Raw genomic sequence first — 17,277 nt, 5'->3', positions numbered from 1 at the left:
CAGGAGTCAACGTGGTCTTCATCCATGACACCCGCGTCGCGCTCGCCGCGGCGGTCGACCTCGTGAACTCGCTTCCGGAGGCCTCGTCAGAGGGCACCGACGCGTTCACGACGCTGGCGGATCTGGACGCGTTCCTCACCGACAACGCCTACACGGGCCGCATCGACCGCGACGCCGAGGAGCTCGCCGCGCTCCGCGGCATCCGCCCGCGCCTGTACGAGCTGTGGACCGTCGGCCGCGACGCGGCCGTGCCGCTGGTGAACGGGATGCTCGCCGACGGCCGGGCCCTCCCCCAGCTCGTGACGCACGAGGGGTTCGAGGAATGGCACATCCACGCCACCGGCGCCGACGCCCCGATCGCCACCCGCATCCTCGTGGAGACGGCCATGGCGTTCGTCGACGTCATCCGCGCCGACGAGTACGACCGCATCCGGATGTGCGCAGCCGACGACTGTGCGTCGGTGTACGTGGACTACTCGCGCAACGGCTCCAAGCGCTACTGCGACACCGGCAACTGCGGCAACCGCATGAACGTCAACGCGTATCGGCGCCGGAAGGCGCGAGAAAGCGCCTGACCGCACCCGCCGCCGCCGCCGGCGTCTCGTAGTGGATGAGGTGTCCGACGTCGGCGATCTCCACGAGCTCGGCCCGCGGGAAGATCGTCGCCAGGCGCCGCTCGGCCTCGATCGGGGTGATGTCGTCGCGGACGGCGGCGACCAGGAGCACGGGCTGGGCGATGCGTGCGGCGTAGCCGCTCACATCGTGCGAGACGGATGCCACGAAGGCGTCGTGCAGCACGTCGCGGTCGGAGAACCGGGAGAAGTAGGCGTCGTGCTGCTCGTGCACGAAGCGGCGGAGGGCCGGCTCCTTCGTCTTGACCATCGCCAGGCTCATCACCCGCACGATCACCCGGTTGCGCAGGACCGCTTCGCCGAGCCGGCGCGGCAGGCGCGCACCGGCCCAGTAGTAGAACACCGCCAGGCGCGTGAGGATGCCGCGGGGGCCCTCCAGGGCGGGCGCGCCGATGGGGTTCACCAGCACCAGGGCCGGGGTTTCGAGGCCCTCAGCCACGGCCGCCGCCGACACGATCGACCCGAACGAGTGGCCCAGCACGACCGCCCCCGGCGCCACGGCCGCCACGAAGGCGGCGAGCCACTCGGTGTACAGCGTCAGGTCGTGCGTGCGTCCGGGGACCGGGGCGGTCTCACCGAATCCGGGGAGGTCGGGCGACACCACGCGCACGCCGGGCAGGTGCGCGATCACCGGCTCGAGCCCGTGGTGATCGCCGCGGAACCCGTGCACCGCGACGACGGTGGTCGCCGCATCCGCCTCGCCGTACGTCCAGTACGCCGTGGTCCCGCCCAGCACCTCGGTCTCGCGGCGCTCGACGGCGACGCGCGAGAGCAGGTCGGCATACGGGTTGGGCATGCTTCGAGTCTAGAAGGGCCGGCGGTGCGCCTGCGGTCCGATGTCGGACGCGGCGCATACCGTGTCGGGTATGCACCGCGCGGCCCGCCCCGAGCAGCTCCCACTGTTCCAGGCGCCCGAGTGGACGCGCGTCATCGGAGTCTTCGACCTGGAGACCACCGGCGTCGACGTGACACGCGACCGCATCGTCACCGCGCACGTCGGCGTCCTCGACGCCGACGGGGCCGTGCTCACCGCGCGCGACTGGCTCGCCGACCCGGGGGTGCCGATCCCCGACGGCGCCGCGGCGATCCACGGCATCTCCACCGAGCACGCCCGCGCGCACGGGCGGGATGCGGCCACCGTCGTCGCCGAGGTCGTCGACGCCCTGGCCTGCATCTTCGCGGCGGGGATCCCGGTGGTGGCGTACAACGCGCCCTACGACTTCTCGCTGCTCAAGCACGAGGCCCTCCGCCACGCCGTGGCACCCTTGGAGTCACCCTGGCCCGTCATCGACCCGCTCGTGGTCGACAAGCGCTACGACCGCTACCGCCGCGGGAAGCGAACCCTCTCCGTAGTGGCGCAGCACTACGCCGTGCGGCTGGACGGCGCCCATGAGGCATCCGCGGATGCCGTGGCTGCCGGACGCGTGGCCCTGGCCCTGGCCGACCGGTACGCGGCGTGGCTGCCGCCGACCCTCGACGAACTGCACACACGGCAGATCGGATGGGCGCGGTCACAGGCGGAGAGCCTGACGGAGTACTTCGTGCAGATCGGGCGCCTCGACCCCGAGGAGTCCCTCGACGGGCGCTGGCCGATCCGCTGAGCCGCGCGCCGGGAACGACGAAGGCCCCGCCGGAGCGGGGCCTTCGGGAAGAACGGGAGGGCTCAGCGGCCGCCGAAGTTCTTGAAGCGCTGGTTGAACTTCTCGACGCGGCCGGCCGAGTCCATGATGCGCTGCTTGCCCGTGTAGAACGGGTGCGAAGCGGACGAGATCTCCACGTCGATGACGGGGTACTCGGTGCCGTCGAGCTCGACGGTCTTGTCGCTGGTCACGGTCGAACGGGTGAGAAAGGTCTCACCCGAGCCCAGGTCGCGGAACACGACGGCGCGGTACTCGGGGTGGATGTCAGTCTTCATGCGTGATCCTCGTTGTGGACGAGGCCCCTCGGCGGGGCCGGGAAAAGTCTGCGGTGCGCACGGCACCAAGCGTCGATTCTATCAGTACCGGCTCGCCACCGGGAACACATCAGGATGCGGCGCGCGCGGCATAGCGGCCGCCGTCCTCGGTGAGCACGATGGGCACGCCGAATGCCGCGGTGAGGGATTCGGCCGTGAGCGTCTGCGCGATGGGTCCGGCCGCCACGGCGGCGCCGTCACGCAGCAGCAGCACGTGGGTGAACCCGACGGGGATCTCCTCCACGTGGTGGGTGACCATGACCATCGCCGGCGTCGTGGGCGCCTGCGCATACCCCGACAGGAGCGTGAGCAGCTCTTCGCGCGCGCCGAGGTCCAGGCTCGCCGTGGGCTCGTCCAGCAGCAGGAGCTCGGGATCGGTCATGACCGCCCGGGCGATCTGCACGCGCTTCTGCTCGCCGTCCGAGAGGGTGCCGAAGGTGCGGTCGGCGAGGTGGTCGAGACTCCACTCCGACAGCACCCGCAGGGCACGGCGCTCGTCGATGTCCTCGTACGCCTCACGCCACCGGCCCGTGACCGAATACGCCGCCGTGAGCACGACGTTGAGCACGGTCTCCTCCGGCGGCAGGCGCCGCGCCATCGCTGAGGAGGCGAAGCCGATACGCGGGCGCAGCTCGAACACGTCGGTGCGCCCCATCCGCTCGCCGAGGATCGTCACCGTCCCCGACGTCGGATGCAGCAGCGTGTCGGCCAGCTGGAGCACCGTCGTCTTGCCGGCGCCGTTGGGTCCGAGGATCACCCACCGTTCGTCATCGGCGACGGTCCAGTCCAGGTGCGCGACGATGTCGCGGGCGTTCCGGCGGACGACGACGTCGGAGAACTCCAGGACCTCAGGCATGCTCCCCAGCCTATCGGCCGGCACCGGTCAGTCCCGCGTACAGCGCGGCCGTCTGCGCGGCGATCCGGTCCCAGCCGAACTCCTCCACCGCGCGGCTCCGGCCCGCCTGCCCGTACGCCGCGGCCCGGCCGGGATCGGTGACGACCTCGGTCAGCACGCGGGCCAGATCATCCACGAAGCGCTGCGGATCCACCGGCGTGCCGGTGCCGTCCTGCACCTGCTCGATCGGCACGAGGCGTCCGGTCACGCCGTCGGCGACGACCTCGGGGATGCCGCCGGTGGTGGTGCCGACGACGGCGGCGCCGCACGCCATGGCCTCGAGGTTGACGATCCCCAGCGGCTCGTACACCGACGGGCACACGAACGTGGTGGCGGCGGTGAGGATGGCGCACAGCTCGTGCCGCGGCAGCAGCCGGTCGATCCACACGACGCCCTCGCGCGTGGCCTGCAGCCCGCGCACGAGGCACTCCACCTCCGCGAGGATCTCCGGGGTGTCCGGCGCGCCGGCGCACAGCACCAGCTGCACCTCCGGCGGCAGCTGCTCGGCGGCGCGCAGGAGGTAGGGCAGCCCCTTCTGCCGCGTGATGCGGCCGACGAAGACGACCGAGGGGCGCGTCGGGTCGATGCCGGCCTCGGCCAGGAAGGCGGCGTCGTCCACCGGATGCCACGCCTCGGTGTCGATGCCGTTGTAGATGACGTGCACCTTGCCGGGGTCGAGTTCCGGGTAGCTGCGGAGGATGTCGGCGCGCATCCCCTCGCTGACGGCGACGATCGCGGCGGCGCCTTCGTACGCGGTCTTCTCGATGTAGCTCGACACGGCGTACCCGCCGCCGAGCTGCTCGGCCTTCCACGGGCGCAGCGGCTCGAGGCTGTGGGCGGTCACGACGTGCGGGATCCCGTGCAGGAGCGACGCGAGGTGCCCCGCGAAGTTGGCGTACCACGTGTGGCTGTGCACGACGTCGGCCCCCGCGACGTCGGGGACGATCTCCAGATCCGTGCCCAGGGTCTGCAGGGCACCGTTGGCCGCGGCCAGTTCGCCGGGCACGGCGTAGGCCGTCGTGCCCTCCTCCTCGCGCGGCGCGCCGAACGCGCGCACGCGCACGTCGATCGTGCTCCGCAGCGCTCGCACGAGCTCGGTGACGTGCACACCGGCGCCGCCGTAGATCTCCGGGGGGTACTCCTTGGTCACGATGTCCACGCGCATGTGACGAACCGTAGTACAGCTGTCAAGGGCCCGAGCACCAGCTGGTCGCGCGGCCGGGCCCGCTCTAGGGTGGTGCCATGCCTGCAGCTCCCAAAGTCTTCGGAATCATCCTCGCCGGGGGCGAGGGCAAGCGGCTCATGCCTCTCACGGCCGACCGCGCCAAGCCCGCTGTGCCCTTCGGCGGACAGTACCGACTGATCGACTTCGCGATCTCCAACCTCATCAACTCCGGGCTCCGCCAGCTGGTCGTGCTGACCCAGTACAAGTCCCACAGCCTCGATCGGCACATCTCCCAGACGTGGCGGATGTCGCCCATGCTGGGGGCGTACGTCGCGTCGGTGCCGGCGCAGCAGCGCCTGGGGAAGCGGTGGTTCTCGGGTTCGGCCGACGCCATCCTGCAGAGCATGAACCTGCTCACCGACGAGAAGCCCGACATCGTCATGGTCATCGGCGCCGACCACGTGTATCGCATGGACTTCGGCCAGATGCTCGAGGCGCACATCGAATCCGGTGCGCGCGCGACGGTCGCCGGCATCCGCCAGCCGATCTCCCTGGCCAACCAGTTCGGCGTCATCGACGTCGATCCCGAGGACAACGTCCGCATCCGCGACTTCCTGGAGAAGCCGCAGAATCCGGAGGGGCTCTCGGATGCTCCGCACGAGGTGCTCGCCTCGATGGGCAACTACATCTTCGACGCCGACGCCCTCATCGAGGCGGTGCAGGTCGACGGTGAGTCACCCACCTCCAACCACGACATGGGCGGCGACATCGTGCCGTACTTCGTGCAGCGCGGCGAGGCCGCCGTGTACGACTTCAAGCGCAACGACGTGCCCGGCTCCACCGACCGCGACCGCGCGTACTGGCGTGATGTGGGGACGATCGACTCGTTCTACGACGCCCACGCCGACCTCATCGCGACGCTGCCGATCTTCAACCTGTACAACACCGACTGGCCCATCTACTCGCAGACGGTGAACGCGCCGCCGGCGAAGTTCGTCCGCGACTCGGTCGGCCGCATCGGCAACGCCATCGACTCGATCGTCTCGCTCGGGTCCGTGCTGTCGGGCACGCACCTCGAGCGCAGCGTCGTGGGGCCGTGGGCCCTCGCCGGCGGCGGCTCGACGATCACCGAATCGGTGCTGTTCGACTACGTGCACGTGGGTGCCGGCGCGCGCGTGCACCGGGCGATCCTGGACAAGAACGTCTCCCTCGCCGACGGCGCCACGGTGGGCGTGGACCGCGAGCGCGACATCGCGCGCGGGTTCACCGTCACCGACAGCGGCATCACCGTGGTGGGCAAGGGCGTCCACATCGACGCCTGACCGGTGTCAGACCCCGACGCGCTCGAAGGCGTCGAGGCTGATGCCCTGCTGCAGGATCAGCGCCGACCACTCGCGCGCGGTGTGCAGGCTGTGGTCGCGGTAGTTGCCGCAGCTGACCGCGTCGACGCCGGGGATGTCGCTTTCCACGGCCTCCTCGGCGATGAAGCGCAATCCGTCGCGCAGCGCCCCGACGACGTCGCCCAGGGCCGGCTCCCCCCACGTGATGAGGTGGAAACCGGTGCGGCAGCCGAACGGGGAGATGTCGATGATCCCCTCCAGCCGGTCGCGCAGGAGGCTCGCGAGCATGTGCTCGATCGTGTGGATCCCCGCGGTGGGGATCTCCCCCTCGTTGGGCTGGACGAAGCGCACGTCGAAGTTCGAGATGACGTCGCCGCGCAGCCCCGTCTCGGTGCCGATGAGGCGCACGTAGGGCGCCTTCACGGCGGTGTGGTCCAGGGTGAAGCTCTCGACGTCGGCCATGGCGGTACTCCTCGGGTGGTTCAGGGGGCATCGCGCGCACGCGACGGTTCGAGCCTACGACGTGCTGTCGCGCGGCGGCGCGCTAGGGTCGAGCGCGTGCCCGACGCTTCCCCCCTTCTCGTCGTCCTCGACGCCGACTCCACTCTCCTGCGCAATGAAGTCATCGAGCTGATCGCCGAGGAGGCCGGCCGCGGCGCGGAGGTCGCCGCGGCGACGGAGGCGGCGATGCGGGGCGAGGTCGACTTCGCCGAGAGCCTGCGCTCGCGCGTGTCGGAGCTGCGCGGCGTGCCGGTGGCGGCCTTCGCGCGCGTGGTGGCACGCGTGGAGCCGACCCCCGGTGTGCGTGAGCTCGTCGCCGCCGTGCACGAACGCGGTGGAGTGGTGGCGGTGGTCTCCGGTGGATTCCACGAGGTGCTCGACGAGATCGCACCGGCACTGGGCATCGACCGCTGGCGCGCGAATCGCCTCGAGACCGCCGACGGCGTGCTCACCGGGCGGGTGGCCGGTGACATCGTCGACGGCGCCGCCAAGGCCGCGTCGCTGCGCGAATGGGCCGAGGAATTCGGCGTGCCCGCGGGTGGGACGATCGCGATCGGCGACGGCGCTAACGATCTGCTGATGCTCGCCGCGGCCGCGCTCGGCCTGGCGTTCAACGCCAAGCCCGCCGTGCGCGAGCGCGCCGACCTCGTGATCGCCCCGGTGGATCTCGCGCAGGTCATCCCCCTCCTGCCCTGACCGTGTCGGGGGCCGGGCGTAGCGTGCGGGCATGCACATCATCCTGATCCCCGGCCTGTGGCTCGATGCCTCCACGTGGGACGACGTCGTCCCGGCGCTGGAGGCCGCCGGCCACACGTCCCATCCGCTGACGATGCCGGGCCTGGGCGAACCGGCCGAACGCTCCGCCGACATCGGCATCGCCGACTGGGTGGCCGCGGTGGTGGCCGAGATCGACCGCCTGCCCGATCCGGTCGTGCTCGTCGGGCACTCCGGCGGCGGGAACGTCGCGTGGGGCGCGGCCGACGCGCGCCCCGACCGGGCCGCCCGCATCGTGTTCGTCGACACCTTCCCGCCCGGCGACGGCGGGTCGATCTGGGAGTTCCCCGTCGTCGAGGGCGTCGTCCCCTTCCCCGGGTGGGACGCGTTCGAAGACGCCGAGGTGGGCGACCTGGACGACCGGACGCGGGCCGCCGCGGCATCCCGCGCGCGGTCGGTGCCCGCGCGGATCCCCACGGACGCGATCTCCCTCACCGACCCGAGACGCTACGCGATCCCCGTGACGATGCTCACCGGCACGATGCCGGCGGCAGACCTGCACGCGACCATCGCCCAGGCCCCGCCGTGGGCAGCCGACCTCGCCGCCCTCCAAGCCGTCACCATCGTCGAGCTGAATTCGGGCCACTGGCCGCAGTTCTCCCAGCCGGCCGAGCTCGGCCGCGCGATCGCCGCCGCCCTGGTGTGAGCGTGCGCCGGTCGGCGCGGGTCAGTGACCCATCCCGAGGCCGCCGTCGACGGGGATGACGGCGCCGGAGATGTAGGCGGCGTCCTCCGACGCGAGCCACGTGACCACACCCGCGACCTCGTCCGGGGTCGCGAACCGGCCGGCCGGGATGCTCCGCTTGTACTCCGCCTGCGTCTCCTCCGGCAGCTCCGCCGTCATGTCGGTCTCGATGAAGCCGGGCGCCACGACGTTGGCCGTGATGCCGCGCCCGCCGAGCTCGCGCGTGAGCGAACGGGCGAAGCCGACGAGCCCGCTCTTGGATGCGGCGTAGTTCACCTGCCCGGCAGAACCCAGCAGCCCCACGACGCTGGAGATGAGGATGACGCGCCCCCAGCGTGCGCGCAGCATGCCCTTGGACGCGCGTTTGACGACGCGGAACGCTCCCCCGAGGTTGGTCGCGACGACGGAGTCGAAATCGTCCTCGCTCATGCGCATGAGGAGGGTGTCCTTCGTGATGCCGGCGTTCGCGACGACGATCTCCACGGGCCCGAGCGTGGCCTCCACCTCGCGGAATGCCGCATCCACGGCCGCGGCGTCCGTGACGTCGGCGCGCACCGTGAGCGTGCCCATCGGCCCATCGCCCGAGCGGGCCGTCACGGCCACGCGGTAGCCCTCGGCTACGAAGCGCTCGGCGATCGCACGCCCGATCCCGCGGTTTCCTCCGGTCACGAGCACGACACGATCGGTCGCCATGGGCACACTCCGTTTCGGCGAGGGGATGCGAACGGCCCCAGCCTAGGCGAGCGGCATCCGCCGTGTTTGACACCACGGCGGCGCCACTGGGAATGTGGGAGCACTCGAGAAGAAAGGGGGGCCTCGCGTGAGCGACCCCACTTCGCCGCCTGACGACGACACGACCCCCCGCACGCCGATCCCGCCGCCGCCGGCCCACCCGCAGCGCTACGCTCCGCCGGCGCCCCAGGACTATGCGCCGCCGGCGTATCCCGCCCAGCAGGTGTATCCGGTACGCCAGAGCTACGCTGCCCCGCAGGGCTACGGCGCCCCGGCCTATCCGCAGCGCAGGACGAACGGCTTGGCCGTCGCGTCGCTCGTCTGCTCGATCGTCGGCATCGTCTTCTCCTTCACGATCGTCCTCGGCCTGGCGTCGGTGGCCGGCGTCATCCTGGGTCACCTCTCGCTCAAGCGCCTGAAGACCTCCGGCGAAGCCGGCTACGGCATGGCGATGGCCGGCACGATCATCGGCTGGTCGGGGGTGGCGCTTTCCGCGCTGATGTTCGTCATGCTGGTGGTGCTCCCCTTCCTCCTGCTCATGGGGTTCATGGGGGCGGCGGTGCCCTCCAGCGCCTGAGATCCCGCCCAGGCGAGCCCGGCGTAGGCTGGGAGGACCGTGAAATCGTCCCCCCGCACGCCCTCCGCGACCTCGTTGCCCCGCGCTCCGCGCGACGAGGCCGGCGCGCGGCTGGTCAAGTACATGATCACGATGGGCATCCGCATCGCCTGCTTCATCGCGATGGTGCTGATCACCCCCTACGGGTGGTACACGTGGGTCCTGGGGGCAGCTGCGGTGTTCCTGCCGTACATCGCCGTGGTGATCGCCAACGTGGGGGCCGATCCGCGCCGCGCCGCGGCGGAGAGTCCCGACCGTCAGATCGCCACGCCGGCCCCCGAGGCGCCCGCTCCCCCGGCCGCGCCGGGTGTGATCCGCATCAGCGAGACGCCCCGGCTGAGCCCGGAGCCGGAGGACGAACGATGACCGCCGAATGCTCACGCGCGGGATGCCGCGACGCCGCGACGTGGCTGATCACGTGGCGCAACCCCCGCATCCACGCGGCCGACCGCCGCAAGGAGTGGGTCGCGTGCGACGCGCACGTCGACTACCTCCGCGACTTCCTGGCCGCGCGCGACTTCCCGCTCGATGTGGGCCGGCTGACTCCCGAAGGAGCGACCGCATGAGCCGCCGGACCGCGCCCGCGCTCGTGCGCTGGACCGCCTACATCGCCGTCGCCGTCGTCTTCGCGATCGCCTGCGGATTCCTCGCGAACTGGCAGTTCGCGCGCGGCGAGGAGCGCGGGCGCCAGCTCGCGCTCGTGGAGGCCAACTACGACAAGACGCCCGTCCCGCTCGCCGACGTGCTGGCGCCGGGCGACGAGCTGGCCGCATCCGACGAGTGGACCCCCGTCGTCCTCACCGGTGAGTACCTCGCCGACGAGCAGGTCCTCGTGCGCAACCGGCCGCACGGCGGGACCGCGGCGTTCGAGGTGCTCGTGCCGTTCCTGCTCGACGACGGCCGCGCCCTGCTGGTGGACCGCGGGTGGGTGGCGCCGGGCGAGAACCAGCCCGATCCCGACGTCGTGCCCGCGCCGCCCTCCGGGCAGGCGACGGTGACCGTGCGCCTGCGCCCGGGCGAGCCGCTGCCGACGTCGGGCCGCACGGCCCCTGAGGGCCAGGTGCCCACCATCCACCTGCCGCTCCTGGCCGACATGGTCGCCGGGCATCAGCTGGAGACCGGCGCGTACGGGATGCTGGTGTCCGAGGATCCGGCGCCGGCGACCGTGCCCGGCATGATCGCCTCGCCGTCGGAGGACCCCGGACCGCACCTGTCCTACGCGGTGCAGTGGATCCTGTTCGCGATCATGGGGTTCGCGTTCATCCTGTACATCCTCGTGACCGAGCGCCGGCACGCGCGCGAGGATGCCGAGACGCGGCGTCCGCGCCGTCGCGATCGCGACGCCGAGGCCGAGGACGCACTGATCGACGCGTGAGCGGTCGCCTCAGGCGAGGGTGATGAGGTCGGCATAGTCGCGACCCCAGATGTCTTCCACGCCGTCGGGCAGGATCAGCACGCGCTCGGGGTTGAGCGCCTCGACCGCGCCCTCGTCGTGGGAGACGAGCACGACCGCGCCCTCGTAGTGCGCGAGGGCGCCGAGGATCTCCTCACGGGAGGCCGGGTCGAGGTTGTTGGTCGGTTCGTCCAGCAGCAGCATGTTGGCGCTGGAGACCACGAGGGTCGCCAGAGACAGGCGCGTCTTCTCTCCACCGGACAGCACGCCGGCGGGCTTGAGCACGTCATCGCCGGTGAACAGGAAGGATCCGAGCACCTTGCGCGCCTCGGTCGCGGTGATGTCCGGAGCTGCCGACATCATGTTCTCCAGCACCGAGCGGTGCACGTCGAGGTTCTCGTGCTCCTGGGCGTAGTACCCGATCTTCAGTCCGTGCCCCGGCTCGATGACGCCGGTGTCGGGCTTGTCGACCCCCGCGAGCATGCGCAGCAGGGTCGTCTTGCCCGCGCCGTTGAGGCCGAGGATCACCACGCGCGAGCCGCGGTCGATCGCCAGATCGACGTCGGTGAAGATCTCCAGCGACCCGTACGACTTCGACAGGCCCCGCGCCATCAGCGGGGTCTTGCCGCACGGGGCGGGCTTGGGGAAGCGCAGCTTGGCGACCCGCTCCTCCTGACGCACGTCGTCCAGGCCCGAGAGCATCTTCTCCGCACGGGCGACCATCTGATGAGCCGCGGCGGCCTTGGACGCCTTCGCGCCGAACCGGGCCGCCTGCAGCTGCAGTGCCGTGGCCTTCTTCTCGACGTTGACGCGCTCCTTCTTGCGGCGCTCCTCGTCGGCCACCCGCTGGCGCAGGTAGTTCTTCCAGTTCATGTTGTACACGTCGATGACCTGGCGGTTCGCATCGAGATAGAAGACGCGGTTCACCGTCTCGCCGACCAGCTCCACGTCGTGGCTGATCACGATCAGCCCGCCCTTGTACCCTTTGAGGAACTCGCGCAGCCACACGACGCTGTCGGCGTCGAGGTGGTTGGTGGGCTCGTCCAGGATCATGGTGCTGGCGTCGGAGAAGAGGATGCGGGCCAGCTCGATGCGGCGCCGCTGGCCACCCGAGAGGGTCTTCAGGGGCTGGTCGAGGATGCGGTCGGGAAGCGAGAGGTTGTGCGCGATCGAGGCCGCCTCGGCCTCGGCCGCGTAGCCGCCGAGCGCCTCGAAGCGCTCGGTGAGGTTGCCGTAGCGCCGCATGGCCCGTGCCGCGACATCCACGTCGTCATCGGCCATCTGCACCGATGCCTCGTGCATGCCGATCGCGAGGGTGCCCAGGCCCCGGGCGTCGAGGATGCGGGTGCGGGCGAGCATCTCCGGGTCGCCCGTGCGCGGGTCCTGCGGGAGATATCCCAGCTCGCCCGAGCGATCCACGCGACCGTCGCTGGGCACCAGATCGCCCGCGAGCACCTTCGTCAGGGTGGTCTTCCCGGCGCCGTTGCGCCCGACCAACCCGATCTTGTCGCCATCGGACACGCGGAACGAGACGTCGGACATGAGTACGCGGGCGCCCACGCGGATCTCGAGATCGTGCACGGCGAGCACAGCGGAAGTCCGATCTGTCAGGGAGGTGGGGGTGGGTCGGCCGATGGCCAGCCCCCCAGTATACGCGCCCGTCATTGTCTCGCCGTCGAGAAAGGCGGGTCGCGGTGATCCGGCAGACCGCCTTAGACTTAGGCGATCCTTACCTAACTCTTCGAGGAGTCTCCTGTGCCCCGCATCCGCACCGCCGCCGCTCTGGTGGCCGGAACCGCCCTGCTGCTGACCGGCTGCTCCACGGCGAGCTCGACCCCGCCCGACGGCGATGCCCCCGGCTCCGGTTCCGACGTCTTCCCCGTCACGATCCAGCACGCGTTCGGCGAGACCGTGATCGAATCCGCGCCCGAGCGCGTCGCCACCGTCGCGTGGGCCAACCACGAGGTGCCGCTTGCGCTGGGCATCGTGCCGGTCGGCATGGAGAAGGCCACGTGGGGCGACGACGACGGCGACGGCGTGCTGCCGTGGGTCGAGGAGCGGCTGGAAGAGCTGGATGCCGAGACCCCGGTGCTCTTCGACAGCGGAGACGGCATCGACTTCGAATCCGTCGTCGACACCCGGCCCGACGTCATCCTCGCGTCCTACTCCGGACTGACCGAGGAGGAGTACGAGACGCTGTCGAAGATCGCGCCCGTCGTGGCCTACCCCGATGTGGCGTGGGCGACCTCCTACCAGGACATGATCCGCATGAACTCGCAGGCTCTCGGCCTGGCAGCAGAGGGTGACGCCCTCGTCGACGACCTCGAGGCCGAGGTCGACGCGGCGCTGGCGGAGAACCCCGCGCTGGCGGATGCGACGGTGCTGTTCTCCTACATCGACCCGACCGACCTCAGCTCGATCGGCTTCTACACCAGCCACGACACCCGCCCCGGCTTCCTCGTGGACCACGGCCTGCCGATGCCGAGCATCGTCGAGGAGGAGTCGGCGGGTACCGAGGAGTTCTACGTCACCGTCAGCTCCGAGGAAGCCGATCGCTTCGCCGACGTCGACGTGTTCGTCACGTACGGCGACCCCGAGGGCGAACTGGTCGCGCGGCTGCAGGCCGACCCGCTGCTCTCCCAGATCCCCGCCATCGCCGAGGGCCGCATCGCGGTGCTCGAGGACAGCACCCCCCTCGCGGCGTCGGCCAACCCCACCCCGCTGTCGATCCCGTGGGGTGTGCGCGAGTACTTCGCGGTGCTGGCCGCTCCCCTCGGCTAGGACCGTGACCGCTCTGCAGCGCACGGCACCGCTGCCGGACACCGCTCCCCTGCGGCGTCCGGCAGCGGTGCGTCTGCTGTGGCTCGCGGTCCTCGTCGGCATCGTGCTCGTGCTCATGCTCGCCTCGGTCGCCTTCGGCACGCGCCCGGTGTCGGTCGCGGAGGTCTGGAGCGCGTTGACCGGCACCGTCGACGGCGTCGGGGAGGGCGCCGTCATCGCGCGCCTGCCCCGCACGGTGCTGGGGCTTGTGGTGGGCGCCGCCCTCGCGGTATCGGGCATGACGATGCAGGCGGTCACGCGCAATCCGCTCGCCGACCCCGGCATCCTCGGCGTCTCCGGCGGCGCGGCGCTGGCCGTCGTGATCGGCATCGCGTTCTTCGGCCTGTCGCATCCCTACGGCTACCTCGCGTTCGCGACGGCCGGCGCCGCCGCGGCGGCGGTGTTCGTGTACGCGGTGGGCTCGCTCGGACGCGGCGGGGCGACGCCGCTGAAGCTCGCCCTCGCCGGCGCGGCGATCACGGCGGCCTTCACATCCCTCGTCAGCGCGATCCTCCTCCCCCGCGTCGACCTGCTGGAGACCTTCCGCTTCTGGCAGATCGGCGGCATCGGGGGCGCCACGTGGGATCGCATCGGCGCCATCCTCCCCGCCTTCGCGCTGGGTATCCTCGTGTGCGTCCTCACCGCGCGCGGCATGAACTCCCTGGCCCTGGGTGACGACATGGCCACGGGCCTGGGCGAGCACGTCGCGCGCACGCGCCTGATCGCCTCCGCCGGAGCCGTCGTGCTGTGCGCGGCGGCGACGGCGATCGCCGGCCCCATCGCATTCGTGGGCCTGGTCATCCCGCACCTGTGCCGGCTCCTGGTCGGAACCGACCATCGGTGGCTGCTGCCGTACTGCGCGCTGGCAGGGGCCGCCCTGCTGCTGCTGGCCGACATCGTCGGCCGCGTCATCGCCCGCCCGACGGAGATCGAGGTGGGGATCATCACCGCCCTCATCGGAGCGCCCGTGTTCATCGCCATCGTGCGCCGCCAGAAGGTTCGCGAGCTGTGACCGTCGCGATGGTGCGCTCGGGCCGGCGCGCCCGCCTTCGCCGGCGTGCGGCTGTGACGACGGCGCTGGCGCTCACCGCGCTCGCCCTGTTCGCGGTGAGCCTCATGGTGGGACGCACCTTCTACGACCCCGCCGTCGTCGTGCGCGTCATCTTCGGCGAGGTCGTCCCCGGAGCGTCGTTCACGGTCGGGGAGCTGCGCCTTCCCCGCGCCGTCCTGGCCGTCCTGGCGGGGCTGGCGTTCGGCATCGCCGGCGTGACCTTCCAGACGATGCTGCGCAACGCGCTCGCCTCCCCCGACATCATCGGCATCAGCTCCGGCGCCAGCGCCGCCGCCGTGCTGGGGATCGTCGTGCTGTCGCTCGGGCAGACCGCGGTGTCCTTCCTCGCGCTCGCCGGCGCCCTGGTGACGGCGACAGCGATCTACCTGCTCTCGCACCGGGGCGGCTTCACCGGCACCCGTCTCATCCTGATCGGCATCGGGGTGGCGGCGATGCTGGACAGCGTCGTGACGTACGTCCTCTCGCGCGCGGCCGCATGGGATCTGCAGACCGCCATGCAGTGGCTCGCCGGGAGCCTCAACGGCGCCTCGTGGCAATCGGTCCTGCCCCTGGCGATCGCCTCGGCCGTGCTCGTGCCGGTCCTGCTGGCCAGCGGTCGCGATCTGGGCGTCCTGCGTCTGGGCGACGAATCCGCCACGGCTCTGGGGGTGCCGGTGGGCCGCACCCGCGCGCTGCTGCTCATCGGCGGCGTGGCGCTGCTGGCCTTCGCCACCGCGGCGGCGGGGCCGATCGCCTTCGTGGCGTTCATGGCTGGGCCCATCGCCGCGCGCATCGTCGGCCCCGGCGCATCCCTCGGCCTGCCCGCAGGGCTGGTCGGCGTGGTGCTCGTCCTCGCCGCCGACCTCATCGGCCAGTTCGCCTTCGGCAACCGGTATCCCGTCGGCGTCATCACCGGGGTCCTCGGGGCGCCCTTCCTCGTGTATCTGCTCATCCGGACGAACCGCTCGGGAGGCTCCCTGTGACCGTGGCCCACCACCTCGCCGCCGAAGGCCTCACCCTCGGGTACGGCGACCGCGTCATCGTGCGGGGGCTCGACCTGGTCGTGCCGCCCGCCCGCATCACCGCGATCGTCGGGGCGAACGGATGCGGCAAGTCGACGCTGCTGCGCGCGATGGCGCGCCTGCTGTCCCCGCGCGCGGGCACCGTGGTCCTGGACGGCAAGGCGGTGCACTCCCGGCCCTCGCGCGAAGTCGCCCGCATCCTGGGCCTGCTCCCGCAGAGCCCGCTCGCCCCCGAGGGGATCGTCGTGGCCGACCTGGTGGGGCGGGGCCGCCATCCGCACCAGCGTCCGCTGGCCCGCTGGAACGCGCGCGACTACGAGGTGGTCGCGCAGTCGCTGGAGGCCACCGGGATCGCCGACCTCGCCGACCGCTCCGTCGACGAGCTGTCCGGTGGGCAGCGCCAGCGCGTGTGGATCGCGATGGCGCTGGCGCAGGAGACCGACATCCTGCTGCTGGACGAGCCCACGACCTTCCTCGACGTCGCGCACCAGATCGAGGTGCTCGACCTGCTCACCGACCTCAACCGCGACCGCGGGACGACGACGGTCATGGTGCTGCACGACATCAACCTCGCTGCGCGCTACGCCGATCACGTCTTCGCCATGCGCGAGGGCGAAGTGATCGCCGGCGGCGCCCCCTCCGACGTCATCACGCCCGAGCTCATCCGCCACGCCTTCGGGCTCGACTGCCTCGTCGTCCCCGACCCGGTCTCCGGCACGCCCCTCGTCCTCCCCCGCGGTCGTCACCATTCCGCGGCCGCCTCCCGAACGGATCCCCGATGACGTCGACCACCGTCGCGACCAGTCGCTTCTTCCGCGCCCGCCTGCTCTCCGTCACCGACGTGACGCCCAGTTTCCGCCGCTTCACGTTCGGCGGCCCCGACCTCGCCGACTACGGCGACCCGGGCCTGGACCAGCGCGTCAAGATCGTCTTCCCCACCGCCGTGGCGGGCCTGGACGCCATGCCCACCGAGGAGGACTGGTACGCCCGGTGGCGGGCGATGGATGCCGCGACCCGTCCGCCGTTCCGCACCTACACGACCCGCGCCGTGCGCAACGACCTCTCCGAGGTCGACGTCGACATGGTCGCCCACGAGGTGATCGGCCCGGCCTCGGCGTGGATCGACGGCGCCCGGATCGGCGACGAGGTGCTCATCTTCGCCCCCACCACCGCCCACACCGGCGTGAGCTTCGGGATCGACTTCGTCCCGCCCGCGCAGACCGGCTGCTTCCTGCTCGCCGGCGACGAGACGGCAGCGCCCGCGATCGCGGTGATCCTCGAGCAGCTGCCGGCGGAGGCGCGTGGCATCGTGGTGCTGGAGGTGCCCGAGGAGGGCGACCTCGCCTACCTGCCGCAGCATCCCGGCTTCACGTACCGGATGGCCGCGCGCGCCGGCGCGCCCCGCCACGCCCACCTGGAGCGCGCGGTGCGCGAGGCCTCGCACGAGCTCGTGCCGCCCGGTCACGGCGCCGAGGTGGAGGAGATCGACATCGACGAGGGCATCCTGTGGGAGGTGCCGCGCACCGCGAAGGGCGGTGCCGCCCTCAAGCGCGCGCCGATGTACGCGTGGCTGGCCGGCGAGGCCGGAGCCATCAAGGCTCTGCGCCGCCATCTGGTCGCCGAGCACGGCGTCGATCGTCGCGCCGTGGCGTTCATGGGCTACTGGCGCGACGGCCGCCCCGAGGCCTGACCCCGCC

At 71.6% G+C, this 17,277-nt stretch carries 21 protein-coding genes; 14 read left to right on the top strand and 7 right to left on the bottom strand.

What is annotated here, in order from left to right; all coding sequences use genetic code 11:
* The first annotated feature begins 11 nt into the window (after positions 1-11).
* Entirely contained in the window at positions 12-575 is a 564-nt protein-coding gene (locus F6J85_RS07610) for a CGNR zinc finger domain-containing protein (RefSeq protein ID WP_150924485.1), read from the top strand.
* On the opposite strand, the gene F6J85_RS07605 is transcribed toward F6J85_RS07610, so the two are convergent.
* Positions 535-1,428: an alpha/beta fold hydrolase gene (locus tag F6J85_RS07605; RefSeq protein ID WP_150924484.1), complete on the bottom strand. Its 894-nt coding sequence runs from the start codon at positions 1,426-1,428 to the stop codon at positions 535-537. The two genes, F6J85_RS07610 and F6J85_RS07605, sit on opposite strands and share 41 nt — an antisense overlap.
* Positions 1,429-1,498: 70 nt before the next feature.
* Between F6J85_RS07605 and F6J85_RS07600 the strand changes: the two genes are divergently transcribed.
* A complete protein-coding gene (locus F6J85_RS07600) occupies positions 1,499-2,233 on the top strand; it encodes a 3'-5' exonuclease (protein WP_238707092.1) in 735 nt (244 codons plus the stop codon).
* 62 nt (positions 2,234-2,295) lie between these two features.
* Here F6J85_RS07600 and F6J85_RS07595 read toward each other — a convergent pair whose 3' ends face one another.
* The 3 genes from F6J85_RS07595 to glgA all read right to left on the bottom strand — a co-directional run bounded on the left by F6J85_RS07595 (position 2,296) and on the right by glgA (position 4,646).
* Positions 2,296-2,547 carry a type B 50S ribosomal protein L31 gene (locus F6J85_RS07595; protein WP_150921150.1) on the bottom strand — a complete coding sequence of 84 codons (252 nt, stop codon included), beginning with the start codon at positions 2,545-2,547 and terminating at the stop codon, positions 2,296-2,298.
* A gap of 109 nt (positions 2,548-2,656) precedes the next feature.
* Complete coding sequence (locus F6J85_RS07590; protein WP_150921149.1) at positions 2,657-3,442, bottom strand: ABC transporter ATP-binding protein; 786 nt, start codon at positions 3,440-3,442, stop codon at positions 2,657-2,659.
* 10 nt (positions 3,443-3,452) lie between these two features.
* On the bottom strand, positions 3,453-4,646 hold the full coding sequence (gene glgA / locus F6J85_RS07585; RefSeq protein ID WP_150924482.1) for a glycogen synthase: 1,194 nt from the start codon (positions 4,644-4,646) through the stop codon (positions 3,453-3,455).
* Between the two features lie 77 nt (positions 4,647-4,723).
* On the opposite strand from glgA, the gene glgC reads away from it, so the two are divergent.
* Positions 4,724-5,968, top strand: a complete 1,245-nt coding sequence (gene glgC, locus F6J85_RS07580; protein ID WP_150924481.1) for a glucose-1-phosphate adenylyltransferase — start codon at positions 4,724-4,726, stop codon at positions 5,966-5,968.
* Positions 5,969-5,974: 6 nt separating this feature from the next.
* On the opposite strand, the gene F6J85_RS07575 is transcribed toward glgC, so the two are convergent.
* Entirely contained in the window at positions 5,975-6,448 is a 474-nt protein-coding gene (locus tag F6J85_RS07575; protein WP_150924480.1) for an S-ribosylhomocysteine lyase, read from the bottom strand.
* Positions 6,449-6,544: 96 nt separating this feature from the next.
* On the opposite strand from F6J85_RS07575, the gene serB reads away from it, so the two are divergent.
* Both serB and F6J85_RS07565 read left to right on the top strand, forming a co-directional pair.
* Positions 6,545-7,183, top strand: a complete 639-nt coding sequence (gene serB, locus F6J85_RS07570) for a phosphoserine phosphatase SerB (RefSeq protein WP_150921145.1) — start codon at positions 6,545-6,547, stop codon at positions 7,181-7,183.
* A 31-nt stretch (positions 7,184-7,214) separates the two neighbouring features.
* Positions 7,215-7,907 carry an alpha/beta fold hydrolase gene (locus tag F6J85_RS07565; RefSeq protein ID WP_150924479.1) on the top strand — a complete coding sequence of 231 codons (693 nt, stop codon included), beginning with the start codon at positions 7,215-7,217 and terminating at the stop codon, positions 7,905-7,907.
* Between the two features lie 21 nt (positions 7,908-7,928).
* Here F6J85_RS07565 and fabG read toward each other — a convergent pair whose 3' ends face one another.
* A complete protein-coding gene (gene fabG, locus F6J85_RS07560) occupies positions 7,929-8,639 on the bottom strand; it encodes a 3-oxoacyl-ACP reductase FabG (protein WP_150921143.1) in 711 nt (236 codons plus the stop codon).
* A 127-nt stretch (positions 8,640-8,766) separates the two neighbouring features.
* On the opposite strand from fabG, the gene F6J85_RS07555 reads away from it, so the two are divergent.
* Genes F6J85_RS07555 through F6J85_RS07540 form a run of 4 tightly spaced genes read left to right on the top strand, consistent with a single transcriptional unit; the run spans position 8,767 to position 10,669 of the window.
* Entirely contained in the window at positions 8,767-9,255 is a 489-nt protein-coding gene (locus F6J85_RS07555; protein WP_150924478.1) for a DUF4190 domain-containing protein, read from the top strand.
* A 39-nt stretch (positions 9,256-9,294) separates the two neighbouring features.
* The gene (locus F6J85_RS07550) at positions 9,295-9,660 is read left to right on the top strand and encodes a DUF3099 domain-containing protein (protein ID WP_150921141.1); all 366 of its coding nucleotides are present in this window, start codon (positions 9,295-9,297) and stop codon (positions 9,658-9,660) included.
* Positions 9,657-9,860 carry a hypothetical protein gene (locus F6J85_RS07545; protein WP_150924477.1) on the top strand — a complete coding sequence of 68 codons (204 nt, stop codon included), beginning with the start codon at positions 9,657-9,659 and terminating at the stop codon, positions 9,858-9,860. The genes F6J85_RS07550 and F6J85_RS07545 overlap by 4 nt, the downstream gene beginning before the upstream one ends.
* The gene (locus tag F6J85_RS07540) at positions 9,857-10,669 is read left to right on the top strand and encodes an SURF1 family cytochrome oxidase biogenesis protein (RefSeq protein WP_150924476.1); all 813 of its coding nucleotides are present in this window, start codon (positions 9,857-9,859) and stop codon (positions 10,667-10,669) included. The genes F6J85_RS07545 and F6J85_RS07540 overlap by 4 nt, the downstream gene beginning before the upstream one ends.
* Before the next feature lie 9 nt (positions 10,670-10,678).
* Here the strand turns inward: F6J85_RS07540 and F6J85_RS07535 are convergent, their stop codons facing one another.
* Positions 10,679-12,277 carry an ABC-F family ATP-binding cassette domain-containing protein gene (locus tag F6J85_RS07535; protein ID WP_150924475.1) on the bottom strand — a complete coding sequence of 533 codons (1,599 nt, stop codon included), beginning with the start codon at positions 12,275-12,277 and terminating at the stop codon, positions 10,679-10,681.
* Positions 12,278-12,442: 165 nt separating this feature from the next.
* On the opposite strand from F6J85_RS07535, the gene F6J85_RS17965 reads away from it, so the two are divergent.
* The 5 genes from F6J85_RS17965 to F6J85_RS07515 are packed head-to-tail and all read left to right on the top strand — an operon-like array spanning position 12,443 to position 17,270.
* Positions 12,443-13,468 (top strand): iron-siderophore ABC transporter substrate-binding protein, encoded by a 1,026-nt coding sequence (locus F6J85_RS17965; protein WP_238707091.1) that lies wholly within the window; start codon positions 12,443-12,445, stop codon positions 13,466-13,468.
* Positions 13,469-13,472: 4 nt separating this feature from the next.
* A complete protein-coding gene (locus F6J85_RS07530) occupies positions 13,473-14,519 on the top strand; it encodes a FecCD family ABC transporter permease (RefSeq protein WP_238707090.1) in 1,047 nt (348 codons plus the stop codon).
* An 8-nt stretch (positions 14,520-14,527) separates the two neighbouring features.
* Positions 14,528-15,541, top strand: coding sequence for a FecCD family ABC transporter permease (locus tag F6J85_RS07525; protein ID WP_150927271.1), 1,014 nt, complete (start codon positions 14,528-14,530; stop codon positions 15,539-15,541).
* A complete protein-coding gene (locus F6J85_RS07520) occupies positions 15,538-16,362 on the top strand; it encodes an ABC transporter ATP-binding protein (RefSeq protein ID WP_150924473.1) in 825 nt (274 codons plus the stop codon). Before F6J85_RS07525 ends, F6J85_RS07520 begins: the two co-directional genes overlap by 4 nt.
* Positions 16,359-17,270 carry a siderophore-interacting protein gene (locus F6J85_RS07515; RefSeq protein WP_150924472.1) on the top strand — a complete coding sequence of 304 codons (912 nt, stop codon included), beginning with the start codon at positions 16,359-16,361 and terminating at the stop codon, positions 17,268-17,270. The genes F6J85_RS07520 and F6J85_RS07515 overlap by 4 nt, the downstream gene beginning before the upstream one ends.
* Positions 17,271-17,277: the final 7 nt, after the last annotated feature.

Source organism: Microbacterium lushaniae (genome assembly GCF_008727775.1).
GTDB classification, from domain to species: Bacteria; Actinomycetota; Actinomycetes; order Actinomycetales; family Microbacteriaceae; genus Microbacterium; species Microbacterium lushaniae.
Note: the sequence above shows the minus strand (reverse complement) of the source record. Positions and strands in the feature narration are given on the sequence as shown.